Annotated in this window: 15 protein-coding genes and 1 pseudogene; 7 read left to right on the forward strand and 9 right to left on the reverse strand. The window is 60.6% G+C overall.

Translation table 11 applies throughout. The annotated features are described in order from the left end of the window. Positions 1-3 precede the first annotated feature (3 nt). A complete protein-coding gene (locus MC269_RS17590) occupies positions 4-831 on the forward strand; it encodes a dienelactone hydrolase family protein (RefSeq protein WP_081137959.1) in 828 nt (275 codons plus the stop codon). Between the two features lie 48 nt (positions 832-879). On the opposite strand, the gene metE is transcribed toward MC269_RS17590, so the two are convergent. Further along, on the reverse strand, positions 880-3,150 hold the full coding sequence (metE, locus tag MC269_RS17595; protein ID WP_239953179.1) for a 5-methyltetrahydropteroyltriglutamate--homocysteine S-methyltransferase: 2,271 nt from the start codon (positions 3,148-3,150) through the stop codon (positions 880-882). Positions 3,151-3,294: 144 nt separating this feature from the next. On the opposite strand from metE, the gene metR reads away from it, so the two are divergent. After that, positions 3,295-4,221, forward strand: coding sequence for an HTH-type transcriptional regulator MetR (gene metR, locus MC269_RS17600; protein ID WP_081137957.1), 927 nt, complete (start codon positions 3,295-3,297; stop codon positions 4,219-4,221). A gap of 56 nt (positions 4,222-4,277) precedes the next feature. Next, positions 4,278-4,736, forward strand: a pseudogene (locus MC269_RS17605) (DUF1456 family protein); the annotation flags it as partial. Positions 4,737-4,879: 143 nt separating this feature from the next. Here MC269_RS17605 and MC269_RS17610 read toward each other — a convergent pair. Beyond that, positions 4,880-5,734 carry a carboxylate/amino acid/amine transporter gene (locus MC269_RS17610; RefSeq protein ID WP_081137955.1) on the reverse strand — a complete coding sequence of 285 codons (855 nt, stop codon included), beginning with the start codon at positions 5,732-5,734 and terminating at the stop codon, positions 4,880-4,882. Between the two features lie 318 nt (positions 5,735-6,052). On the opposite strand from MC269_RS17610, the gene glpT reads away from it, so the two are divergent. Further along, a complete protein-coding gene (glpT, locus tag MC269_RS17615; RefSeq protein ID WP_239953180.1) occupies positions 6,053-7,396 on the forward strand; it encodes a glycerol-3-phosphate transporter in 1,344 nt (447 codons plus the stop codon). A gap of 34 nt (positions 7,397-7,430) precedes the next feature. On the opposite strand, the gene yigL is transcribed toward glpT, so the two are convergent. Next, on the reverse strand, positions 7,431-8,231 hold the full coding sequence (gene yigL / locus MC269_RS17620) for a sugar/pyridoxal phosphate phosphatase YigL (protein ID WP_239953181.1): 801 nt from the start codon (positions 8,229-8,231) through the stop codon (positions 7,431-7,433). A gap of 51 nt (positions 8,232-8,282) precedes the next feature. Continuing rightward, entirely contained in the window at positions 8,283-9,266 is a 984-nt protein-coding gene (pldB, locus tag MC269_RS17625; protein WP_239953182.1) for a lysophospholipase L2, read from the reverse strand. A gap of 115 nt (positions 9,267-9,381) precedes the next feature. Between pldB and rhtB the strand changes: the two genes are divergently transcribed. Next, complete coding sequence (gene rhtB, locus MC269_RS17630; RefSeq protein WP_239953183.1) at positions 9,382-10,005, forward strand: homoserine/homoserine lactone efflux protein; 624 nt, start codon at positions 9,382-9,384, stop codon at positions 10,003-10,005. Positions 10,006-10,147: 142 nt separating this feature from the next. On the opposite strand, the gene rhtC is transcribed toward rhtB, so the two are convergent. Genes rhtC through pldA form a run of 3 tightly spaced genes read right to left on the reverse strand, consistent with a single transcriptional unit; the run spans position 10,148 to position 13,511 of the window. Further along, a complete protein-coding gene (gene rhtC, locus MC269_RS17635; protein ID WP_081137950.1) occupies positions 10,148-10,771 on the reverse strand; it encodes a threonine export protein RhtC in 624 nt (207 codons plus the stop codon). 12 nt (positions 10,772-10,783) lie between these two features. Further along, positions 10,784-12,613: an ATP-dependent DNA helicase RecQ gene (gene recQ, locus MC269_RS17640; protein WP_239953184.1), complete on the reverse strand. Its 1,830-nt coding sequence runs from the start codon at positions 12,611-12,613 to the stop codon at positions 10,784-10,786. Positions 12,614-12,638: 25 nt separating this feature from the next. Continuing rightward, positions 12,639-13,511, reverse strand: coding sequence for a phospholipase A (gene pldA, locus MC269_RS17645; RefSeq protein ID WP_239953185.1), 873 nt, complete (start codon positions 13,509-13,511; stop codon positions 12,639-12,641). Between the two features lie 186 nt (positions 13,512-13,697). Between pldA and MC269_RS17650 the strand changes: the two genes are divergently transcribed. Further along, positions 13,698-14,168 carry a thioesterase family protein gene (locus MC269_RS17650; protein ID WP_081137945.1) on the forward strand — a complete coding sequence of 157 codons (471 nt, stop codon included), beginning with the start codon at positions 13,698-13,700 and terminating at the stop codon, positions 14,166-14,168. A gap of 45 nt (positions 14,169-14,213) precedes the next feature. Further along, the gene (rarD, locus tag MC269_RS17655) at positions 14,214-15,122 is read left to right on the forward strand and encodes an EamA family transporter RarD (protein ID WP_081137943.1); all 909 of its coding nucleotides are present in this window, start codon (positions 14,214-14,216) and stop codon (positions 15,120-15,122) included. Positions 15,123-15,374: 252 nt separating this feature from the next. On the opposite strand, the gene corA is transcribed toward rarD, so the two are convergent. Both corA and uvrD read right to left on the reverse strand, forming a co-directional pair. Continuing rightward, positions 15,375-16,328: a magnesium/cobalt transporter CorA gene (gene corA, locus MC269_RS17660; RefSeq protein WP_081137941.1), complete on the reverse strand. Its 954-nt coding sequence runs from the start codon at positions 16,326-16,328 to the stop codon at positions 15,375-15,377. A 297-nt stretch (positions 16,329-16,625) separates the two neighbouring features. After that, positions 16,626-18,788 (reverse strand): DNA helicase II, encoded by a 2,163-nt coding sequence (uvrD, locus tag MC269_RS17665; protein ID WP_239953186.1) that lies wholly within the window; start codon positions 18,786-18,788, stop codon positions 16,626-16,628. Positions 18,789-18,874 lie beyond the last annotated feature (86 nt).

Genomic DNA, 18,874 nt, shown 5'->3' on the forward strand with positions numbered 1-18,874 from the left:
AAAATGAAAACCGAAGAGAATATGGCACAAAAATCCGCGACGGGCGGCTTCGCGCCGGCCGTTCAGCCGACCGCCTCCACCACCATCCACACCGACAGCCCCGATATTCAGGCAGGCGAAACGTCCGTGCCGAGCCAGGGCGAGAATATGCCTGCTTACTACGCCAGACCGAAAGAGGCGAACGGCCCGCTGCCGGTGGTGCTGGTGGTGCAGGAGATCTTTGGCGTGCACGAGCACATCCGCGATATCTGCCGTCGGCTGGCGCTGGAGGGCTATCTGGCCGTGGCGCCGGAGCTTTACTTCCGCGAAGGCGATCCCAATGAGTATCACGATATCCCGACGCTGTTCAGCGAGCTGGTCAGCAAAGTGCCGGATAGCCAGGTGCTCTCCGACCTCGACCACGCCGCCAACTGGGCTGCGCGCAACGGCGGCGACATTCGCCGCATGGGCATTACCGGCTTCTGCTGGGGCGGCCGCATCAGCTGGCTGTACGCCGCGCACAACCCGCAGCTGCGCGCCGCGGTGGCCTGGTATGGCCGCCTGATCGGCGAAAAAACCATGAAGCAGCAGAAGCACCCGATTGATATCGCGGTGGATTTAGGCGCGCCGGTGCTGGGCCTGTACGGCGGCCAGGATGAGGGCATTCCGCTGGAGAGCGTGGAGCAGATGCGCCAGGCGCTGCACGCCGCCAACGCCAAGGCGGAGATCGTGGTCTATCCCGACGCCGGTCACGCCTTTAACGCCGACTATCGTCCGAGCTACCACGCCGAGTCGGCGCAGGATGGCTGGGCGCGCATGCTGACGTGGTTTAAGCAGTTCGGCGTCGTCTGATCGCGCCATTAAAAAGGGGCGCCGTGGCGCCCCCGTTTCACCGCCTGCTCAGGCGGTCTCGCCGCGCAGCCGCCTCGCCGCTTCCACCATGTTCGCCAGCGCCTGCCGGGTTTCCGGCCAGCCGCGCGTTTTCAGGCCGCAGTCCGGGTTCACCCACAGCCGCGCTGCCGGGATGCTTTGCGCCGCCTTACGCAGCAGATTTTCCATCCACTCCACGCTCGGCACGTTAGGCGAGTGAATATCGTAGACGCCTGGACCGATTTCATTGGGGTAGTCGAACACCTTGAAGGATTCCAGCAGCTCCATGTCGGAGCGTGAGGTTTCGATGGTGATCACGTCTGCATCCAGCGCCGCGATAGCCTCCATGATGTCGTTGAACTCGCAGTAGCACATATGGGTGTGGATCTGCGTCTCCTCTTTCGCCACGGCGGCATTCAGACGGAAGGCGTCCACCGCCCACTTCAGATAGTCCGCCCAGTCGGACTGGTGCAGCGGCAGCCCTTCGCGCAGCGCCGGTTCGTCAATCTGGATAATGCCAATGCCGGCCGCTTCCAGATCCGCGACCTCGTCGCGCAGCGCCAGCGCGATCTGCTTCGCGATGGTTTCGCGCGACACGTCTTCGCGCGGGAAGGACCAGCAGAGAATGGTCACCGGACCGGTCAGCATTCCTTTCACCGGCTTGTCGGTGAGCGACTGCGCATAGGTCGCCCACTCCACGGTAATCGGCTGCGGACGGCTGACGTCGCCGACGATCACTGGCGGCTTGACGCAGCGCGAACCGTAGCTCTGCACCCAGCCGTTCTGGGTGAAAACGAAGCCGTCGAGGTTCTCGCCGAAATACTCCACCATATCGTTGCGCTCCGCTTCGCCGTGCACCAGCACGTCAAGACCGAGGCGCTCCTGCTCGACGATCGCCTGTTTAATATGCTGCGCAATGCCGGTGCGGTAGCTGCCGCCGTCGATATGGCCTTTTTTGAAGTCGAGACGCAGAGCGCGGATCTCGGTGGTCTGCGGGAAAGATCCAATGGTGGTGGTCGGTAAGGTGGGCAGGTTAAAGCGTTTGCGCTGTGCGCGGGCGCGTTCGGCATAGCCGCTCGCCCGCTCGGTATCATGCGCGGAGATCGCCGCCAGACGCCTGGCGACCGCGGCGTTATGTACGCGGCTGGAGTGCGCGCGCTGGCGGATCGGCGCGCTCCAGGCCTCCAGCGAAGCCGCGTCGTTATGGTTAAGCGCAGCGCTCAGCAGCTTCAGCTCGCCGCATTTTTGCAGCGCGAAGGCGAACCAGCTTTTCACTTCGTTATCGAGCCGGGTTTCGCTCTCCAGATCGATTGGGCTGTGCAGCAGCGAACAGGAGGTGCCGATCCACAGCTGATCGCGCGTGCCCACCAGCGGCTGCAGACGTGTGAACCAGCGGCTCAGGTCGGCGCGCCAGACGTTGCGGCCGTTGATCGCGCCGAGCGACAGCAGCCACGCCGCGGGCAGTTGCTCGTTCAGCCAGGCGAGGTCGTCATCGCCGTGCACCAGATCGACATGCAGCCCCTGCACCGGCAGATCGCGGATAACGTCGAGATTCTGGCCGATGCTGTCAAAATAGGTGGTCAGCAGCAGCTTCACGCTGCCCTGCAGCACCTGGTAAGCGGGCCTGAACGCCTCGCGCCACGCCTGTGGCAGCTCCAGCGCCAGCGCCGGCTCGTCAATCTGCACCCATTCGATATCGCGCTTCTTCAGCTCGGCCAGCACCTGCTGATAGATCGGCAGGATCTCCGACAGCAGCGACAGGCGGTCGAACGGCTCGCCTTTCACTTTGCCCAGCCAGATATAGGTCACCGGGCCGAGCAGCACCGGCTTCACCTTGTGGCCCAGCGCCAGCGCCTCGTCGACTTCGTCCAGCAGCTGGGTCCAGGCGAGTTTGAACAGCTGGCCCTTCGTGAACTCCGGCACGATGTAGTGATAGTTGGTGTTAAACCATTTGGTCATCTCGGCGGCGGCGGCCGGTTCGCCGCTCGGCGCGCGACCGCGTCCGATGCGGAACAGGGTGTCGAGATCAACAGAGCCGTCGCTGTTCTGATGGCGCGCCGGGACGTTGCCCAGCATCAGGCTGGTGGTCAGCACATGATCATACCAGGCGAAGTCGCCAACCGGCAGCAGATCGACGCCCGCCGCTTTCTGCTGCTGCCAGTGACGGGCGCGCAGTTCGCGGCCCACGGCCAGCAGCGCCTGCTGAGTCGTCTTGCCCGCCCAGTAGCTCTCTTGCGCTTTTTTCAGTTCACGATGCAGGCCGACGCGAGGAAAGCCAAGGGTGTGGTTCAGAATGGTCATATGCTGTTCTCCAGATAATCTCTCTCTTGGGCTTCGCCTGGAAGCCAAAGATGTTTAGCCGTCCAGATGTTTACACCGCTATATTCTGCGGGTAGTGTATGTTCCTCAAGCGCAAATTGTTCAATCTCGATGTGAAGGACTCTCATGATCGAACTCAAGCACCTGCGGACGCTTCAGGCTCTGCGTAATACCGGCTCGCTGGCCGCCGCCGCCGCGCAGCTTCATCAGACGCAATCCGCGTTGTCGCATCAGTTCAGCGATCTCGAACAGCGGCTGGGATTCCGCCTGTTCGTGCGTAAAAGCCAGCCGCTGCGCTTCACCCCGCAGGGCGAGATCCTGCTGCAGCTGGCAGAGCAGGTGCTGCCGCAAATCCAGCAGGCGCTGCAGGCGTGCCACGAGCCGCATCAGGCAACGCTGCGCGTCGCTATTGAGTGCCACAGCTGCATTCAGTGGCTGACGCCGGCGCTGGATAAATTTCGTCAGAGCTGGCCGCAGGTGGTGATGGATTTCAAATCGGGCGTGACGTTCGATCCGCAGCCCGCGCTGCAGCAGGGCGAACTGGACGTGGTGCTGACCTCGGATATCCTGCCGCGCAGCGGCCTGCACTACACGCCGATGTTCGACTTCGAGGTGCGGCTGGTGATGGCGCCGGATCATCCGCTGGCGCAGCGGACGCAGATCGCGCCGGAGGATCTGGCGCAAGAGGTGCTGATGATCTATCCGGTGCAGCGCCAGCGTCTCGATATCTGGCGCCATTTTCTGCAGCCGGCGGGCGTGAGTCCGGCGCTAAAAAGCGTCGACAACACGCTGCTGCTGATCCAGATGGTGTCGGCGCGCATGGGCATCGCCGCCCTGCCGCACTGGGTGGTGGAGAGTTTTGAAAAGCAGGGGCTTATCGTGACCAAAACCCTGGGCGAAGGGTTATGGAGCCGCCTCTACGCCGCGGTGCGTGACGGCGAACAGCGTCAGCCGGTGCTGGAGGCCTTCACCCGCTTCGCACGTCAGCACGCCTGCGAGCATCTGCCGTTTGTGCGCGACGCGGCGCAACCGGGCGCGATTTTGCAACGCTGAGCCGCAATTTCCCCTATAATGCGCAGCCTGTTAAACGACCATGAGAAAATCTCACCATGACCAATAACGATATTCTGCGCAGCGTGCGCTTTATGCTGAATTTAAGCGATGCCAAAGTGGTGGAGATTTTCGCGTTGACCAACTGTGAAGTGGCGCTGGAAGACGTGCAGGCGTGGTTAAAAAAAGAGGATGACGCGGCATTTAAGCCGCTGCCGGACGTGCTGATGGGCTATTTCCTTAACGGCCTGATCTTCTTCCGCCGCGGCAAGAGCGAAGAGATGCCTGCGCCCTCGATCGAGCGCCGTATGAACAACAATATTTTTATGAAAAAACTGCGCATCGCTTTCGATCTGAAAACCACCGATATTCCGGCGGTGCTGGCTAAGGCCAACTTTACCGTTTCTCAGGCGGAAATCGGCGCGATCTTCCGCAAGCCGGATCATAAAAACTATCGCGAATGCGGCGATCAGATTATGCGTAACTTTTTAAAGGGCCTGACGATGACGCTGCGCCCGACGCAGCCGGCGAAAACCAGCCCGACGCAGGCAGCGAAATCCGCGCCGTCTCAGACGGCGAAACCCCGCCCGGCCCAGCCGCCTAAAGCCAGAAAATAGTCCCGCCGCAGGGCGACCATTGCCGCCCTGACCGATGACGCGCCTCAGCGACTGCGCAGCACCCAGCGTTTGTGCACGTAGAGCGAGGCGAAAATCACCAGCGCGCCGGCGATAAAGCTGGGCCAGTGCGGCTTCTGCTGCCAGATCGCCAGATTAACCAGCAGGCCGGCCGGCACGTGCATATTGTTCATAATGCCCAGCGTGCCCGCGTCGACCTGCGTCGCGCCGTAGTTCCACATAAAGTAGCCCAGCCCTGACGCCGCCACGCCCAGCCAGACCAGAATGCCCCACTGCAGCGAGGTGGTCGGCAGCTTCGCCGGATTGCCCCAGAGAAACCAGGCGACAATCGCAATCAGCACCGCGCCGAGATAAAACCAGGAAAAGGCGGTGTGCTGCGGCATCGGCCGGGTCTCCTGCAGACGCTTGTAGCCCACCATCCCTACGGCAAAGCAGAGGTTGGCCAGCTGCACCAGCAGCAGCCCGAACCAGAAATGATCGCTGACCTTGTCGTAGCGAATAATCGCCGCGCCCGCCACCGCCAGTAGCGCGCTGAAGGCGTAGCCGATGCGCAGCGGCCGTTTGCTGATCAGGTCATAGATCAGGGTAACGTAGAGCGGCGTCATCACGGTAAACAGCAAAAACTCCGACACGCTGAGGTAGAGATAGGCCTCAAAGCTGATCAGGTACATGATGCCAAGCTGCAGCATCCCCACCAGCATATAGAGCAGCAGCGTCGAGGGACGATAGCCGCGCCAGCGCAAAAAAGGTAAGAACACCAGCGCCGCCAGCGCCAGACGCATCAATACCGAGAACCAGGTGTCCACCTGCCCCGCCAGATATTCTCCAATCAGGCTAAAGGAGAACGCCCAAAGAATAGTGGTAACGATCAGTAACAGCACAGCGTCGATCCTGCATAAAAAAGGAGGCCGCTAGTGTAATCAATGTACTGCGGCGACGCGGCGCTTTCTGGTTGACAACCGCTCATAAAAGCAACGCTCAGCGCAGGCGTGGGTGAATGTTTTATAAGCGATGCGCGATTAACACCATTTTGTGAAATTAACCTGCCGTGATTGTCATAAAAGTGTAACAAATGTGTCAACTATCACAGCTCCCATGCGCGAAAAGCGCCAGAATAGACGCGAAAAGGAACATCGCGGCGACCTCTGGAATGCGCCGCACCTTTGCATAACAACGACAAGACGCCTGGGAGGGCAGCTATGCTGAGTATCTTTAAACCCGCGCCGCATCGACCGCAGGTCGCGGAAGATCAGGTTGATCCATTATATCGTCGTCTGCGCTGGCAGATCTTCTTCGGCATCTTTTTCGGCTACGCCGCCTACTATCTGGTGCGTAAAAACTTCGCGCTGGCGATGCCCTATCTGGTGGAGCAGGGCTTTTCGCGCGGCGATCTCGGCTTTGCGCTTTCTGGCATCTCGATTGCGTATGGCTTCTCGAAATTCATTATGGGCTCGGTGTCGGATCGCTCGAATCCGCGCGTCTTTCTGCCCGCCGGGCTGATCCTCGCCGCCGCGGTGATGCTGTTTATGGGCTTTGTGCCCTGGGCGACCTCCAGCATTATGGTGATGTTCCTTCTGCTGTTTCTCTGCGGCTGGTTTCAGGGCATGGGCTGGCCGCCGTGCGGGCGCACCATGGTGCACTGGTGGTCGCAGAAAGAGCGCGGCGGCATCGTGTCGGTGTGGAACTGCGCCCATAACGTCGGCGGCGGCCTGCCGCCGCTGCTGTTTCTGCTCGGCATGGCCTGGTTCAGCGACTGGAAAGCGGCGCTCTATATGCCCGCCTTCGCCGCTATCGCTGTGGCGCTGATCGCCTTCGCCCTGATGCGCGATACGCCGCAGTCGTGCGGCTTGCCGCCTATCGAGGGGTATAAAAACGATTACCCGCCCGACTACAGCGCCACGCACGAAGAGGAGCTGACGGCGAAGCAGATCTTTATGCAGTACGTGCTGCCCAACAAGCTGCTGTGGTATATCGCGCTGGCCAACGTCTTTGTCTATCTGCTGCGCTACGGCATTCTCGACTGGTCGCCGACCTATCTGAAAGAGGTGAAGCACTTCACGCTCGATAAGTCGTCATGGGCCTATTTTCTCTATGAGTACGCCGGTATTCCTGGCACGCTGCTGTGCGGCTGGATGTCGGACAAGGTGTTCAAGGGGAATCGCGGTGCGACCGGCGTCTTCTTTATGACGCTGGTGACCATTGCCACCGTGGTCTACTGGTTCAATCCGGCGGGTAACCCCGGCGTCGATATGGCCTGCATGATCGTCATCGGCTTTTTGATTTACGGCCCGGTGATGCTGATCGGCCTGCACGCGCTGGAGCTGGCGCCGAAGAAAGCGGCAGGCACCGCGGCGGGCTTTACCGGCCTGTTCGGCTATCTGGGCGGCTCGGTCGCGGCCAGCGCCATCGTCGGCTATACCGTCGACTTTTTCGGCTGGGACGGCGGCTTCCTGGTGATGGTGGTGGGCTGCGTGCTGGCAGTGATCCTGCTGCTGTTGACCATGATTAACGAACGCAGGCACAAGCAGCAGCTGGCGTCATAACGAAGCGGGCCGGCATCGCGCCGGCCCGTTGCTGTCAGGATAAAAACAGCGTGCGCAGCGTATGCGGCACGGCATCGTCCGCATTGCTGCCGATCACTTCCAGATCCGGCAGCGTATCTTTCAGCCGCTGGTGGGCGTTGCGCATAATGCAGCCTTTGCCCGCCATGCTCAGCATCTCCACGTCATTCATGCCGTCGCCGAAGGCGATGCACGCCTTTAAGGAGTGGCCGAGCTGTCGCGCCACCGCGTCCAGCGCGTGGCCTTTCGATACGCCGCCCGCCATCACTTCCAGACAGGTCGGCAGCGAAAAGCTGACGTTGACGCGATCGCCCCAGCGCGCCTGCAGCGCCAGCTCGAGCGGGATCAGCGCTTCGGGATCGTCGCTGGTGAAAAACACCTTGCTGATGTTGTCGCCGGGCAGCAGGCCTGGCTCATAGACCTGATAGTGGAACACCGACTCGCGAAAATAGTCCTGCTCCGCCGGATGGGTGCGGCTCATAAACCATTCGTCGTCGCGGTAGACGTGGGTCAGGATCGCCGGGTTGGCGTAGTGCAGCCCATAAAGTTCCAGCGCGATATCTTCGTCGAGGTTGTGGCTGAACACCAGTTCGCCTTCCGCGTTGTGCACGCGCGCGCCGTTCGAGGTGATCATATAGGCGGGAATGCCCAGCTTATCGCGCATCTGTCCCACGTCGATATAGTGGCGTCCGGTGGCAAAGACAAAGTGGATATCGCGCGCCACCAGCTGTTGCAGAATATCGTGGGCGTAAGGCGTCAGGCGATGTTCGGGAGAGAGCAGCGTGCCATCCAGGTCGGATGCGACGATTTGAAACATGAAAACCTCAGGTAATGTTTTAGGCCGAAGCCGGTAAGGTAAGTATTCGAATTAAGGGTGTGCCTCAAAAAAATCGACCAGCGCGTTCAGCGCCTCGGCGCGCATCGCATCTTTTTCAAACAGGATCTCATGACGCGCCTCGTTAATCACCCGTGCCTCGCAGGGATGGCCCGCCTGCGCCATCGCCGCGCAGAAGAGATCCTGCGACCGGTTATCCACCACGCGATCGTCGCCTGCCTGCAGCAGCAGGATCGGCGTGGTGATGGTGCTGGCCAGGCTCAGGATATTGCGCCCGGCGTGGATGCCTTCGCGCACCCAGTGATAGGTCGGGCCGCCCACGCGGATTGCCGGATCGTCGGCGTAAAAGCGCAGACTGCGGCGATAGCGCTCGGCGCTGTGCGTCAGGCGATTGATGCCGAACGGATGCGCGCGCCAGCGGCCGGTGCCGAGGGCGTAGCCGTCGCGCAGCGCCGGACGCTTTTCCGCCCAGTCGAGAATGCGGTTCGCCAGAAACGCGGGCATCGGCAGCGCAATGCCGAACATCGGCGCCACCAGCGTCACGGCGTGAAACGCCTGCGGCTGACGCGCCAGGAACAGCGTCAGGATCGCGCCGCCCATGGAGTGCGCCAGCGCATAGCGCTGCTGATAGTGGCCGCTGACGATCTCTTTCAGATAGAGCGTCTCCAGATCGTCCACATAGTGCATGAACTCCGCGACGTGGCCGCGATGCGTATCCTGCAGCAGGCGATCGGAACGCCCCTGGCCGCGATGGTCGAGGATGACGACGTCAAAACCGCAGTGAAACAGGTCATACGCCAGCTCGGGATATTTGACGTAGCTTTCGATGCGTCCGGGTACGATAAGAATAACGCGCTTATGTTGCGGCGCGGTGAAGCGCACATAGCGCAGCGTGACGTTTTCCACGCCGACAAATTCGCGCTCTTCGCGGCGCTGCCAGAAGTCGAGCAGCGGACCGTGCGCAAAGGCGGCAAAGGCTTTTTCCCGTTTGAGCCAGCTCGCTTTATGTCGTTCCATCTTTCCCCCTGCAGAGGCGCGACAGGCCTGTTGCAAGCCGCGCATGCGGCCCGTAGCGTCGCGCTTGTTTCTGGCGTATTGTGTCATATTTCCGCCCAGACAGGGAGCGCAACCCATGACCACTGAATGGTGGCTGACCTACCTTCTTACCACCACAATCCTGAGCCTGTCGCCTGGTTCCGGCGCCATTAATACCATGAGCACCGGCATTAGCCACGGCTATCGCGGCGCGGCGGCCTCAATCAGCGGTTTGCAGCTCGGCCTGGCGATCCATATCCTGCTGGTGGGTATCGGCCTGGGCGCGCTGTTTTCGCAGTCGCTGCTGGCGTTCGAGGTGCTGAAGTGGGCCGGCGCCGCCTATCTGGTGTGGCTCGGCATTCAGCAGTGGCGCTCTGCGGGTGCTATCGATCTGGACGCCGTCTCCCGCGCGATGCCGCGTCGTCGCCTGTTCAAGCGCGCGGTGCTGGTGAATCTCACCAATCCGAAAAGCATCGTGTTTCTCGCCGCGCTGTTTCCGCAGTTCATTCTGCCTCACCAGCCGCAGGCGATGCAGTATCTGGTGCTCGGTGCCACCACTATTGTCGTCGATATCATTGTCATGATCGGCTACGCCACGCTGGCAACGCGCATTGCGGCCTGGATTAAAGGGCCAAAGCAGATGAAGCTGCTGAACCGGATCTTTGGCGGACTGTTTATGGCGGTCGGCGCGCTGCTAGCCAGCGCGCGTAGAATTGCCTGAAAACCTGACACACGCGCCGATGCCTAAGGCCGTCGGCGGCGCAGCCAGATTGCGGGCGGCCAGCGCGCAGTCACCGCAGCGTACTGCAGTACGTGAGGATGATGAGCACTGCCCAACCGCAAGCTGGCAAGTAAGCCAGGCCTTAACGAGAAATGATGAGGTGGATGCCGAAACCGGCGAATAAAACTCCCGCGACGCCATCCACCCACTTCGCCGCGCGCTGATACTTATCCCGCATCCACGGCAGCGCGAAGATCGCCGCCACCAGCGTAAACCATGCAAAGGTCTCGCCGACGATCAGCAGAAACAGCCCCCAGCGCTCCAGCGCGCCAACGTCGTTGCCGACAAACAGCGAGAAGACGCTGCCGAAATAGATAATCGCTTTCGGGTTCGACAGGTTGGTAAGAAAGCCTTTAAGAAAGCTTCTGCCCTTTTTCGGCAGCTCGACCACCGGCGCGTCCTGCACCGGCTGCTTATGGCGCTGACGCGCCGAGCCGAGCAGCTGCCAGCCCATCCACAGCAGATAGAGACCGCCACCGACCATAATGATCTGATGCAGCCACGCCATCTTCTCCAGGATCAGGTGCAGCCCCATCAGCGCCACGCCCGCCCAGATCACGATGCCCAGCGTAATGCCGAACACCCCCATCATTGCCTCTTTGCGCGAGCGGCTGGCGGCGGTTTGCGACACAAAAAAGAAGTCCGGGCCGGGACTCATCAGCGCGACCAGATGCACCAGCGCGACCGTAGCGAATAACATCAGCATGGGGAGTTTCCTTTACTCTTCATCATCAAGGTGCTCTTTGATCATCACCAGGAAGGGTTTGCCAAAGCGCTCTAGTTTTCGATGGCCGACGCCGTTGACGCTCAGCATCTCCGACGCCGTCACCGGCATCTGCTCCGCCATCTCAATCAGCGTGGCGTCGTTAAACACCACGTAGGGCGGGATATTCTCTTCGTCAGCAATCGCTTTACGCAGCTTGCGCAGCTTGGCAAACAGCTTGCGATCGTAGTTGCCGCCGTAAATTTTCGGCGAGCTGCTGCTTTTCGGCTTCGCCGCGTTAAGGCGCGGTACCGCCAGCATCAGCGGCACTTCGCCGCGCAGCACCGGACGCGCCGCTTCCGTCAGCTGCAGGGCGGAGTGCATAGCGATATTCTGCGTCACCAGCCCCAGATGGATCAGCTGGCGCAGCACGCTGACCCAGTGCTCGTGGCTCTGCTCGCGGCCGATGCCGTAAACCGGCAGTTTGTCATGGCCCTGGTCGCGGATGCGCTGGTTGTTGGCGCCGCGCAGTACCTCGACCACATAGCCCATGCCGAAACGCTGCCCGACGCGATAGATGCTGGAGAGCGCTTTCTGCGCCTCCACCAGGCCGTCGTAGCGCTTCGGCGGATCGAGGCAGATATCGCAGTTGTCGCACGGCTGCTGACGCCCTTCGCCGAAATAGTTCAGCAGCACCAGACGGCGGCAGGTCTGCGCCTCGGCGAACGCGCCCATGGCGTTAAGCTTGTGGCGCTCGATATCCTGCAGCGGACCGGGCGCTTTCTCTTCCAGGCATTTGCGCAGCCACGCCATATCCGCCGGATCGTAGAGCATCATCGCTTCAGCCGGCAGGCCGTCGCGTCCGGCGCGGCCAGTTTCCTGGTAGTAGGATTCGATATTGCGTGGAATGTCGAAGTGCACCACGAAGCGCACGTTGGGCTTGTTGATGCCCATGCCGAACGCCACCGTCGCCACCACGATCTGCAGGTCGTCGCGCTGGAACGCCTCCTGCACCCGGGCGCGCTGCGCGCTGTCGATACCGGCGTGATAGGCGCCGACGCTCAGCCCGCGGCTTTGCAGACGCGCGGCGGTGTCTTCTACCTTGGCGCGGCTGTTGCAGTAGATGATGCCGCTTTTGCCGCGCTGATCCTGAACGTAGCGCAGCAGCTGCTCGGTGGGCTTGAACTTCTCCACCAGCGTGTAGCGAATATTGGGGCGATCGAAGCTGCTGATCTGAATCAGCGGATCCTGCATATGCAGCAGATGCGCGATGTCGTTGCGCGTGGTTTCGTCGGCGGTAGCGGTCAGCGCCATTACCGGCAGCTGCGGGAACCGCTGGCGCAGCTGGCCCAGCGCGCCATATTCGGGACGGAAGTCATGACCCCACTGCGAAATACAGTGCGCTTCGTCGACCGCCAGCATCGCCGGCTGCCAGTGCGCCAGACTCTCGAGGAAGTTATCCATCATCAGACGCTCGGGCGCGATATAGAGCAGCTTCACGCGGCCGGTGCGGCAGTCCGCCATCACCTGCTGCTGCTGCTCGCGCGTCATGGTGGAGTTGAGGCACGCCGCCGCCACGCCGTTCGCCAGCAGCTGATCCACCTGATCTTTCATCAGGGAGATCAGCGGCGACACCACCAGCGTCAGCCCCTCTTGCACCAGCGCCGGGATCTGATAACAGAGCGATTTACCGCCGCCGGTGGGCATGACGACCAGACAATCTCGTCCGCTCAGCGCCGCATTGATAATGGTTTGCTGACCGGGACGAAAATGCTGATAGCCGAAGGTATCCTGCAATACCTGCTGCGCCAGCGATTCCTGATTATGTACTGCCGAGATTGCCACTGTAATCCTGTTGTTTTCCGGAGAGTCAGAACAGATCGTTTAGCATCACGCCGACGCCGACACGCGTCTGGCGATGGTTGTAGTCGATAAGCGACTCGCCATAACCGCTAAACACCTGGGTATAGAAGCGAACGTGTTCGCTGATCGGGTAGCTCCAGCCCAGCGTCGCGCCGCCAAAACCGGTATTCCAGTTGTAGTTGCCTTCCACGCTGAAGATATTCTCGCCCGCGATATAGCCCAGCTTCAGGCGGTAGTAGCCCATATATTTGGTGATATCCGGGTTATCGTCTTCGCTGTCCGGTATGCGGTACCAGGGTTTCACTTCGGCGAGGAAGTTGCCGTTCTGCGCCATCAGGCGCGCATAGACGCGGTTCCAGCTGCGCGACGTCGGATCGCTGCGGCCGTTGGACTGATGATTGAAGCCCACTTCCACATCGCGCAGCGTCCAGCCGGCGAAATCGTAATCCGTCGCCCAGCCGAGGAACAGCTGCGGCTCATAGTTGGTTTCGCGGAACGGAGAGGACTCGCCGCGGTTCGACAGCTGCCACCAGGAGCGCTGCGTATAGGAAGCCGCCAGCACGGAGTTGTCACCCAGAATACCGCGCCACAGCGGAAATGCCAGACTGAGCTGAAATTTCACCTCATCTTTGCGCGCGTTGTTCCCCCAGTTATAGGAGGAGATCGCCTCTTTATTGATGTCGCTGGTGTAGGTATAGAGCAGATAGTTGCTCTCATACGGGTAGAGCACAAACGGGTTGTCGTGCTTCTCCAGCAGGTTGGCGATAATGCTGCCGCGCACCTGAGGGGTGTCATGGACATCTTTTACGGTGGCTTCCTCTGCCTGCGCCAGTGCAGGAAGTAACAGGGCGGCTGCTAACAAGGCGCGATGCTTGCGCATAACATTCTCCGGTGAAGGCTGCGTGTCAAATTAATGGGGAGTCACAAAAAGGAGGCCATTCTACACGCAAAAGTCGGTGAAGATGAGCGCTGATTTCTGAAACTGGAAAGCCCCTCGCGCGCGGCTTAGAATACACAATTCGTTAACATTCCACGCCGCTCAGGGCGTGTTCGCAGGATAATCATTATGTCTTCAGCGCTGCTGTCTCAGCAGGAAGCTCGCCGCATGGTGGGCGAAATTTTTATTTATCACATGCCGTTTAATCAGGCGCTCGGCCTGGAGCTGGATCGGCTGGAGAGCGACTACGCCGAAATCAGCTTCGCTAACAAAACCATGCTGGTGGGCAACGCCGCGCAGCAGATCCTGCACGGCGGGGTGATCGCCTCGGTGCTGGACGTCGCCGCCGGCATGGTCTGCGTCAGCAACGCGCTGACGCGCGCAGAGAGCATCAGCGAAGAGGAGCTGCGTCAGCGCCTGTCGCGCATGGGCACCATCGATATGCGCGTCGACTATCTGCGGCCTGGCCGCGGCGAGCGCTTTACCGCCACCAGCAGCCTGCTGCGCGCCGGAAACAAAGTGGCGGTGGCGCGCGTCGAGCTGCACAACCAGCAGGGCGACTATATTGCCACGGCAACGGCGACCTATTTGATTGGTTAATCGCCGACGCCGTGCGAGAATTCATTTTTTTCCGGACGCTTTTTTATGGATACGCAACAGACTCGCCAGGGCATTGGCTTCGCGCTCGGCGCCTACTTTATCTGGGGCATCGCCCCGGCCTACTTCAAGCTGGTCAAAACCGTTCCCCCGACAGAAATCATGACCCACCGCGTCATCTGGTCGGCGCTTTTTATGCTGGTGCTGATCAGCCTGAGCCGCAGCTGGACGCAGGTGCGCAGCGTGCTGGCGCAGCCGAAAAAGGTGCTGCTGCTGGCGCTAACCGCCGTGACCATCGGCGGCAACTGGCTGCTGTTTATCTGGGCGGTGAATAACCAGCATATGCTGGAAGCGAGCCTCGGCTACTTTATCAACCCGCTGATTAACGTGGTGCTCGGCATGCTGTTTTTGCGCGAGCGCTTTCGCCGCCTGCAGTGGCTGGCGGTGCTGCTGGCGGCAATTGGCGTGCTGGTGCAGCTGTGGCAGTTCGGCTCGGTGCCGCTGATCGCGCTCGGGCTGGCGCTGAGCTTCGCCTTTTACGGCCTGGTGCGTAAAAAGATTCAGGTCGATGCGCAGAGCGGCATGCTGATCGAGACGCTGTGGCTGTTTCCGCTGGCGGCGATCTATCTGTTCGGCGTTGCCGATACCCCGACCAGTCACCTGAGCGCCAACCCGCTGAGTCTGAACCTGAAGCTGGTGGCGGCGGGCATCGTAACCACCATTCCGCTGATGCTGTTTGCCGCCGCCTGTACGCGGCTGCGCCTCTCTACCGTCGGCTTTTTCCAGTATCTCGGTCCGACGCTGATGTTCCTGCTGGCGGTGCTGTTTTACGGCGAGACCATCACGCCCGACAAGATGGTGACGTTCGCGTTTATCTGGCTGGCGCTGGCGGTGTTTATTTTTGATGCGGTGGTGGCGACGCTGCGTAGCCGACGCGCGATAAAGCGGACTGCTTAGTCTGTAAGTTTGGTGCCTGCGCGAATGGCATGGCCCGATCGCAAAGTCGCTTTACGCATCCCTGCTCGCTCGGCCCGCGCGTATACGCCCCTCATCCTTGAGGGGCGCCCGTAAACGGGCCAACGCGTTGCGTTGTTCAAAAACGCTCCCGGCGTTTTTGTCCTTGTCGCGGGACGCTTTGCTCTTCGGGCCAAGCCATTCGCTCGTTAACGTCTCTGCGGCCTGTAAGATTAGGCCGTGCGGTTTGAAACGTTACAGCCAGTTCTTGCGTTTGAAATAGAGATAAGGCGCCAGGCCGGCGAGGATCATCAGACCAATCGCCGCCGGATAACCAAAGCTCCACTTCAGCTCCGGCATAAACTCGAAGTTCATCCCATAGCTTGACGCCACCAGCGTCGGCGGCAGAAACACCACCGACACCACCGAGAAGATCTTAATAATGCGGTTCTGCTCGATGTTGATAAAACCCATCGCCGCCTGCATCAGGAAGTTAACCTTCTGGAACAGCGATTCGTTATGCGGCAGCAGCGACTCGATGTCGCGCAGGATCTCGCGCGCCTGCTCCAGCTGGTTGTTCGGCAGACGCGCCTTGCGCACCAGGAAATTGAGCGCGCGCTGGGTATCCATCAGGCAGAGACGCACCTTCCAGCCGATATCTTCCAGCTCGGCGAGACGCGACAGCGCCTGGTCATACTCCTCGCCCTGCTGCCCTTCCATAATCACGCGGCTGAGCTTCTCCAGCGCACTATAGATATTCTCGATCTCATCCGCCAGCTGCTCGATTTTGGTCTCGAACAGATCCAGCAGCAGCTCAAAGGCGTTGCCGTCGATCAGCGTCTGGTTGCGGGCGCGCATGCGATAAAGGCGAAACGCAGGCAGCTCGCGCTCGCGCAGCGTATAGAGACGCCCTTCGCGGATGGTGAACGCCACGGTGGAGTTGCCGGCGTGATCTTCCGCATCCTCGTAAAAGAAAAAAGAGTGAATATGCAGACCGTCTTCATCTTCGAAGAAACGCGCCGAGGCTTCGATATCCTCCAGCTCGGGACGCGTCGCCAGGCTCTGCCCCAGCTCGCTCTGCACGCGGTCGCGCTCGCCCTCTTCCGGCTCGATCAGATCGACCCAGACCGAGGTGGTCAGTTTGTCGTTTTGGTCTTCCAGCTCCAGACGCGTCAGGCGGCTGCGATCCAGTTTAAATGCGCTCAGCATAGCAATACTCCCCATTGCAGACTAAATGGGACAAGGCCGTTGGCCGATCGGCCACGGCAACGCCTGAACACGGAAACGCTCGTTCAAAAGGTGAATCAGTGCTGACTCGTGCGACGGGATACAAAAGGGAGGTCGCTGATAACCGCTAAGGCTACCAGCAAAAAGAGGTAGCCTTAGATGTTATTCCTGGTAACCAGGTGACTGAGCCAGCATCGACTGGGCGTATCCAAGGCATTGTCCTCTCTTGATAATAGTGCGCGCATGTTACGCTGAGACGAAAAAGTCGTCAACCGGTGACTAAGCGGTTTCCAGCTTCGCATAAGCGGCCACCAGCCACTTGATGCCCTGCCCCTGAAATGCCACCTGCACGCGGCTGTGTTCGCCGCTGCCTTCCAGATTGATGATGGTGCCTTCGCCGAATTTGGCATGTTTGACGCGCTGGCCCAGCGAGAAGCCGCTATCGCTTTTCGTCACCGGCGTGCCCATGCGCTGATGGCTGACCGGACGGCTAACGCTGGCGCGCAGGCGCACCTCTTCGATGCACTCTTCCGGCAGCTCGCCGATAAAGCGCGACGGCCGATGATAAACCTCTTTGCCGTAGAGTCGACGCGACTCGGCGTAGGTCAGCGTCAGCTTCAGCATGGCGCGCGTCACGCCGACATAGGCGAGACGGCGCTCCTCTTCCAGACGGCCGCCCTCGTCAATCGACATCTGGCTCGGGAACATGCCCTCTTCCATGCCGACGATAAAGACCTGGCTGAACTCCAGCCCCTTCGCCGAGTGCAGCGTCATCAGCTGCACCGCGTCCTGCCACTTGTCGGCCTGGCCTTCGCCCGCTTCCAGCGCGGCGTGCGACAGAAACGCCTGCAGCGGCATCAGATCTTCATCTTCATCCTGATAGCTGAACTGGCGCGTCGCCGTCACCAGTTCCTCAAGGTTTTCGATACGCGCCTGGCCCTTTTCGCCTTTCTCCTGCTCATACATCACCCACAGGCCGGAATCTTTAATGACGCGGTCGGTCTGCACATGCAGCGGCATCTCGGCGGTTTCGCCTGCCAGCGAATCGACCAGCTCGCAGAAACGCTGCAGCGCCGAGGCGGCGCGCCCCGCCAGCGCTTTGGTTTGCAGCAGCTCGCGCGTCGCCTGCCACAGCGTCATCTGCCGTTCGCGGGCGGTCTGCCGCACCACGTCAAGCGTGCGATCGCCCACGCCGCGCGTCGGCGTATTGACCACGCGCTCGAAGGCGGCGTCGTCGTTGCGGTTGGCGATCAGGCGCAGATAGGCGAGCGCGTCTTTGATCTCCTGACGCTCGAAGAAGCGCATGCCGCCGTAAATGCGGTACGGCATGCTGCTCTGCAGCAGCGCCTCTTCCAGCACGCGCGACTGGGCGTTGCTGCGGTAGAGAATGGCGCAGTCCTGCAGGGCGTGGCCGCTCTCCTGCCAGGTTTTGATGCGGTTGACCACGAAGCGCGCTTCGTCCAGCTCGTTAAAGGCGCAGTAGATAGAGATAGGATCGCCATCGCTGCCGTCGGTCCACAGCTCTTTGCCGAGACGGCCGTTATTGTTGGCGATCAGGGCGTTGGCCGACTTCAGGATATTGTTGGTGGAGCGATAGTTCTGCTCGAGGCGGATGGTCTCCGCCGCCGGGAAATCCTGCAGGAAGCGCTGGATGTTCTCGACCTGCGCGCCGCGCCAGCCGTAGATCGACTGATCGTCGTCGCCGACGATAATCACCCGACCGCTGTCGCCCGCCAGCATGCGGATCCAAGCGTACTGAATGTTATTGGTATCCTGAAACTCATCCACCAGAATATTGCTGAAGCGTTCGCGATAGTGATTGAGGATATGCGGCTTGTGCAGCCACAGCTCATGGGCGCGCAGCAGCAGCTCGGCGAAATCCACCAGCCCGGCGCGGTCGCACGCTTCCTGATACGCCTGATAGATGCGCAGCCAGGTCTGCTCCACCGGGTTGCCGTAGCTTTCGATATGTTTCGGGCGCAGCCCTTCATCTTTCTTGCCGTTGATGTACCACATGCCCTGACGCGCAGGCCACTGCTTCTCATCCAGGTTCATCGCCTTGATCAGGCGCTTCAGCAGGCGCAGCTGATCTTCGCTGTCGAGGATCTGGAAATCCTGCGGCAGACCAGCATCAAGATGGTGCGCGCGCAGCAGACGATGGGCAAGGCCGTGAAAGGTGCCGATCCACATGCCGCCCTGGCTGGTGCCGATCAGCTGTTCGATACGGTGACGCATCTCCGCCGCCGCTTTGTTGGTAAAGGTTACCGCCATAATCGAATAGGGCGAGCAGTTCTCTACCGACAGTAGCCAGGCGATACGGTGCACCAGGACGCGTGTTTTTCCGCTGCCTGCGCCTGCCAGCACCAGCAGGTTGCTGCGCGGCGCCGCCACGGCTTCGCGCTGTTTGTCATTCAAACCGTTAAGCAGATCAGAAACGTCCATAGGCACCGTCTATCTAAGAAAACAAAAAGCGCGCCCTGAATCATTCGGCTTGCGGCAAGGCGCATGACTCAGGGCACGACTGGATA

This window comes from Pantoea sp. Z09, assembly GCF_022394795.1.
GTDB lineage: Bacteria > Pseudomonadota > Gammaproteobacteria > Enterobacterales > Enterobacteriaceae > Pantoea > Pantoea latae.

Excerpts from the sequence above, each read along its gene's own strand:
- rarD (WP_081137943.1), top strand. The coding sequence starts at position 14,214 with ATGGATACGCAACAGACTCGCCAGGGCATTGGCTTCGCGCTCGGCGCC.
- rhtC (WP_081137950.1), bottom strand. The coding sequence starts at position 10,771 with ATGCTGATGTTATTCGCTACGGTCGCGCTGGTGCATCTGGTCGCGCTG.
- MC269_RS17650 (WP_081137945.1), top strand. The coding sequence starts at position 13,698 with ATGTCTTCAGCGCTGCTGTCTCAGCAGGAAGCTCGCCGCATGGTGGGC.
- glpT (WP_239953180.1), top strand. The coding sequence starts at position 6,053 with ATGCTGAGTATCTTTAAACCCGCGCCGCATCGACCGCAGGTCGCGGAA.
- metE (WP_239953179.1), bottom strand. The coding sequence starts at position 3,150 with ATGACCATTCTGAACCACACCCTTGGCTTTCCTCGCGTCGGCCTGCAT.
- pldB (WP_239953182.1), bottom strand. The coding sequence starts at position 9,266 with ATGGAACGACATAAAGCGAGCTGGCTCAAACGGGAAAAAGCCTTTGCC.
- yigL (WP_239953181.1), bottom strand. The coding sequence starts at position 8,231 with ATGTTTCAAATCGTCGCATCCGACCTGGATGGCACGCTGCTCTCTCCC.
- corA (WP_081137941.1), bottom strand. The coding sequence starts at position 16,328 with ATGCTGAGCGCATTTAAACTGGATCGCAGCCGCCTGACGCGTCTGGAG.
- rhtB (WP_239953183.1), top strand. The coding sequence starts at position 9,382 with ATGACCACTGAATGGTGGCTGACCTACCTTCTTACCACCACAATCCTG.
- uvrD (WP_239953186.1), bottom strand. The coding sequence starts at position 18,788 with ATGGACGTTTCTGATCTGCTTAACGGTTTGAATGACAAACAGCGCGAA.
- MC269_RS17590 (WP_081137959.1), top strand. The coding sequence starts at position 4 with ATGAAAACCGAAGAGAATATGGCACAAAAATCCGCGACGGGCGGCTTC.
- pldA (WP_239953185.1), bottom strand. The coding sequence starts at position 13,511 with ATGCGCAAGCATCGCGCCTTGTTAGCAGCCGCCCTGTTACTTCCTGCA.
- metR (WP_081137957.1), top strand. The coding sequence starts at position 3,295 with ATGATCGAACTCAAGCACCTGCGGACGCTTCAGGCTCTGCGTAATACC.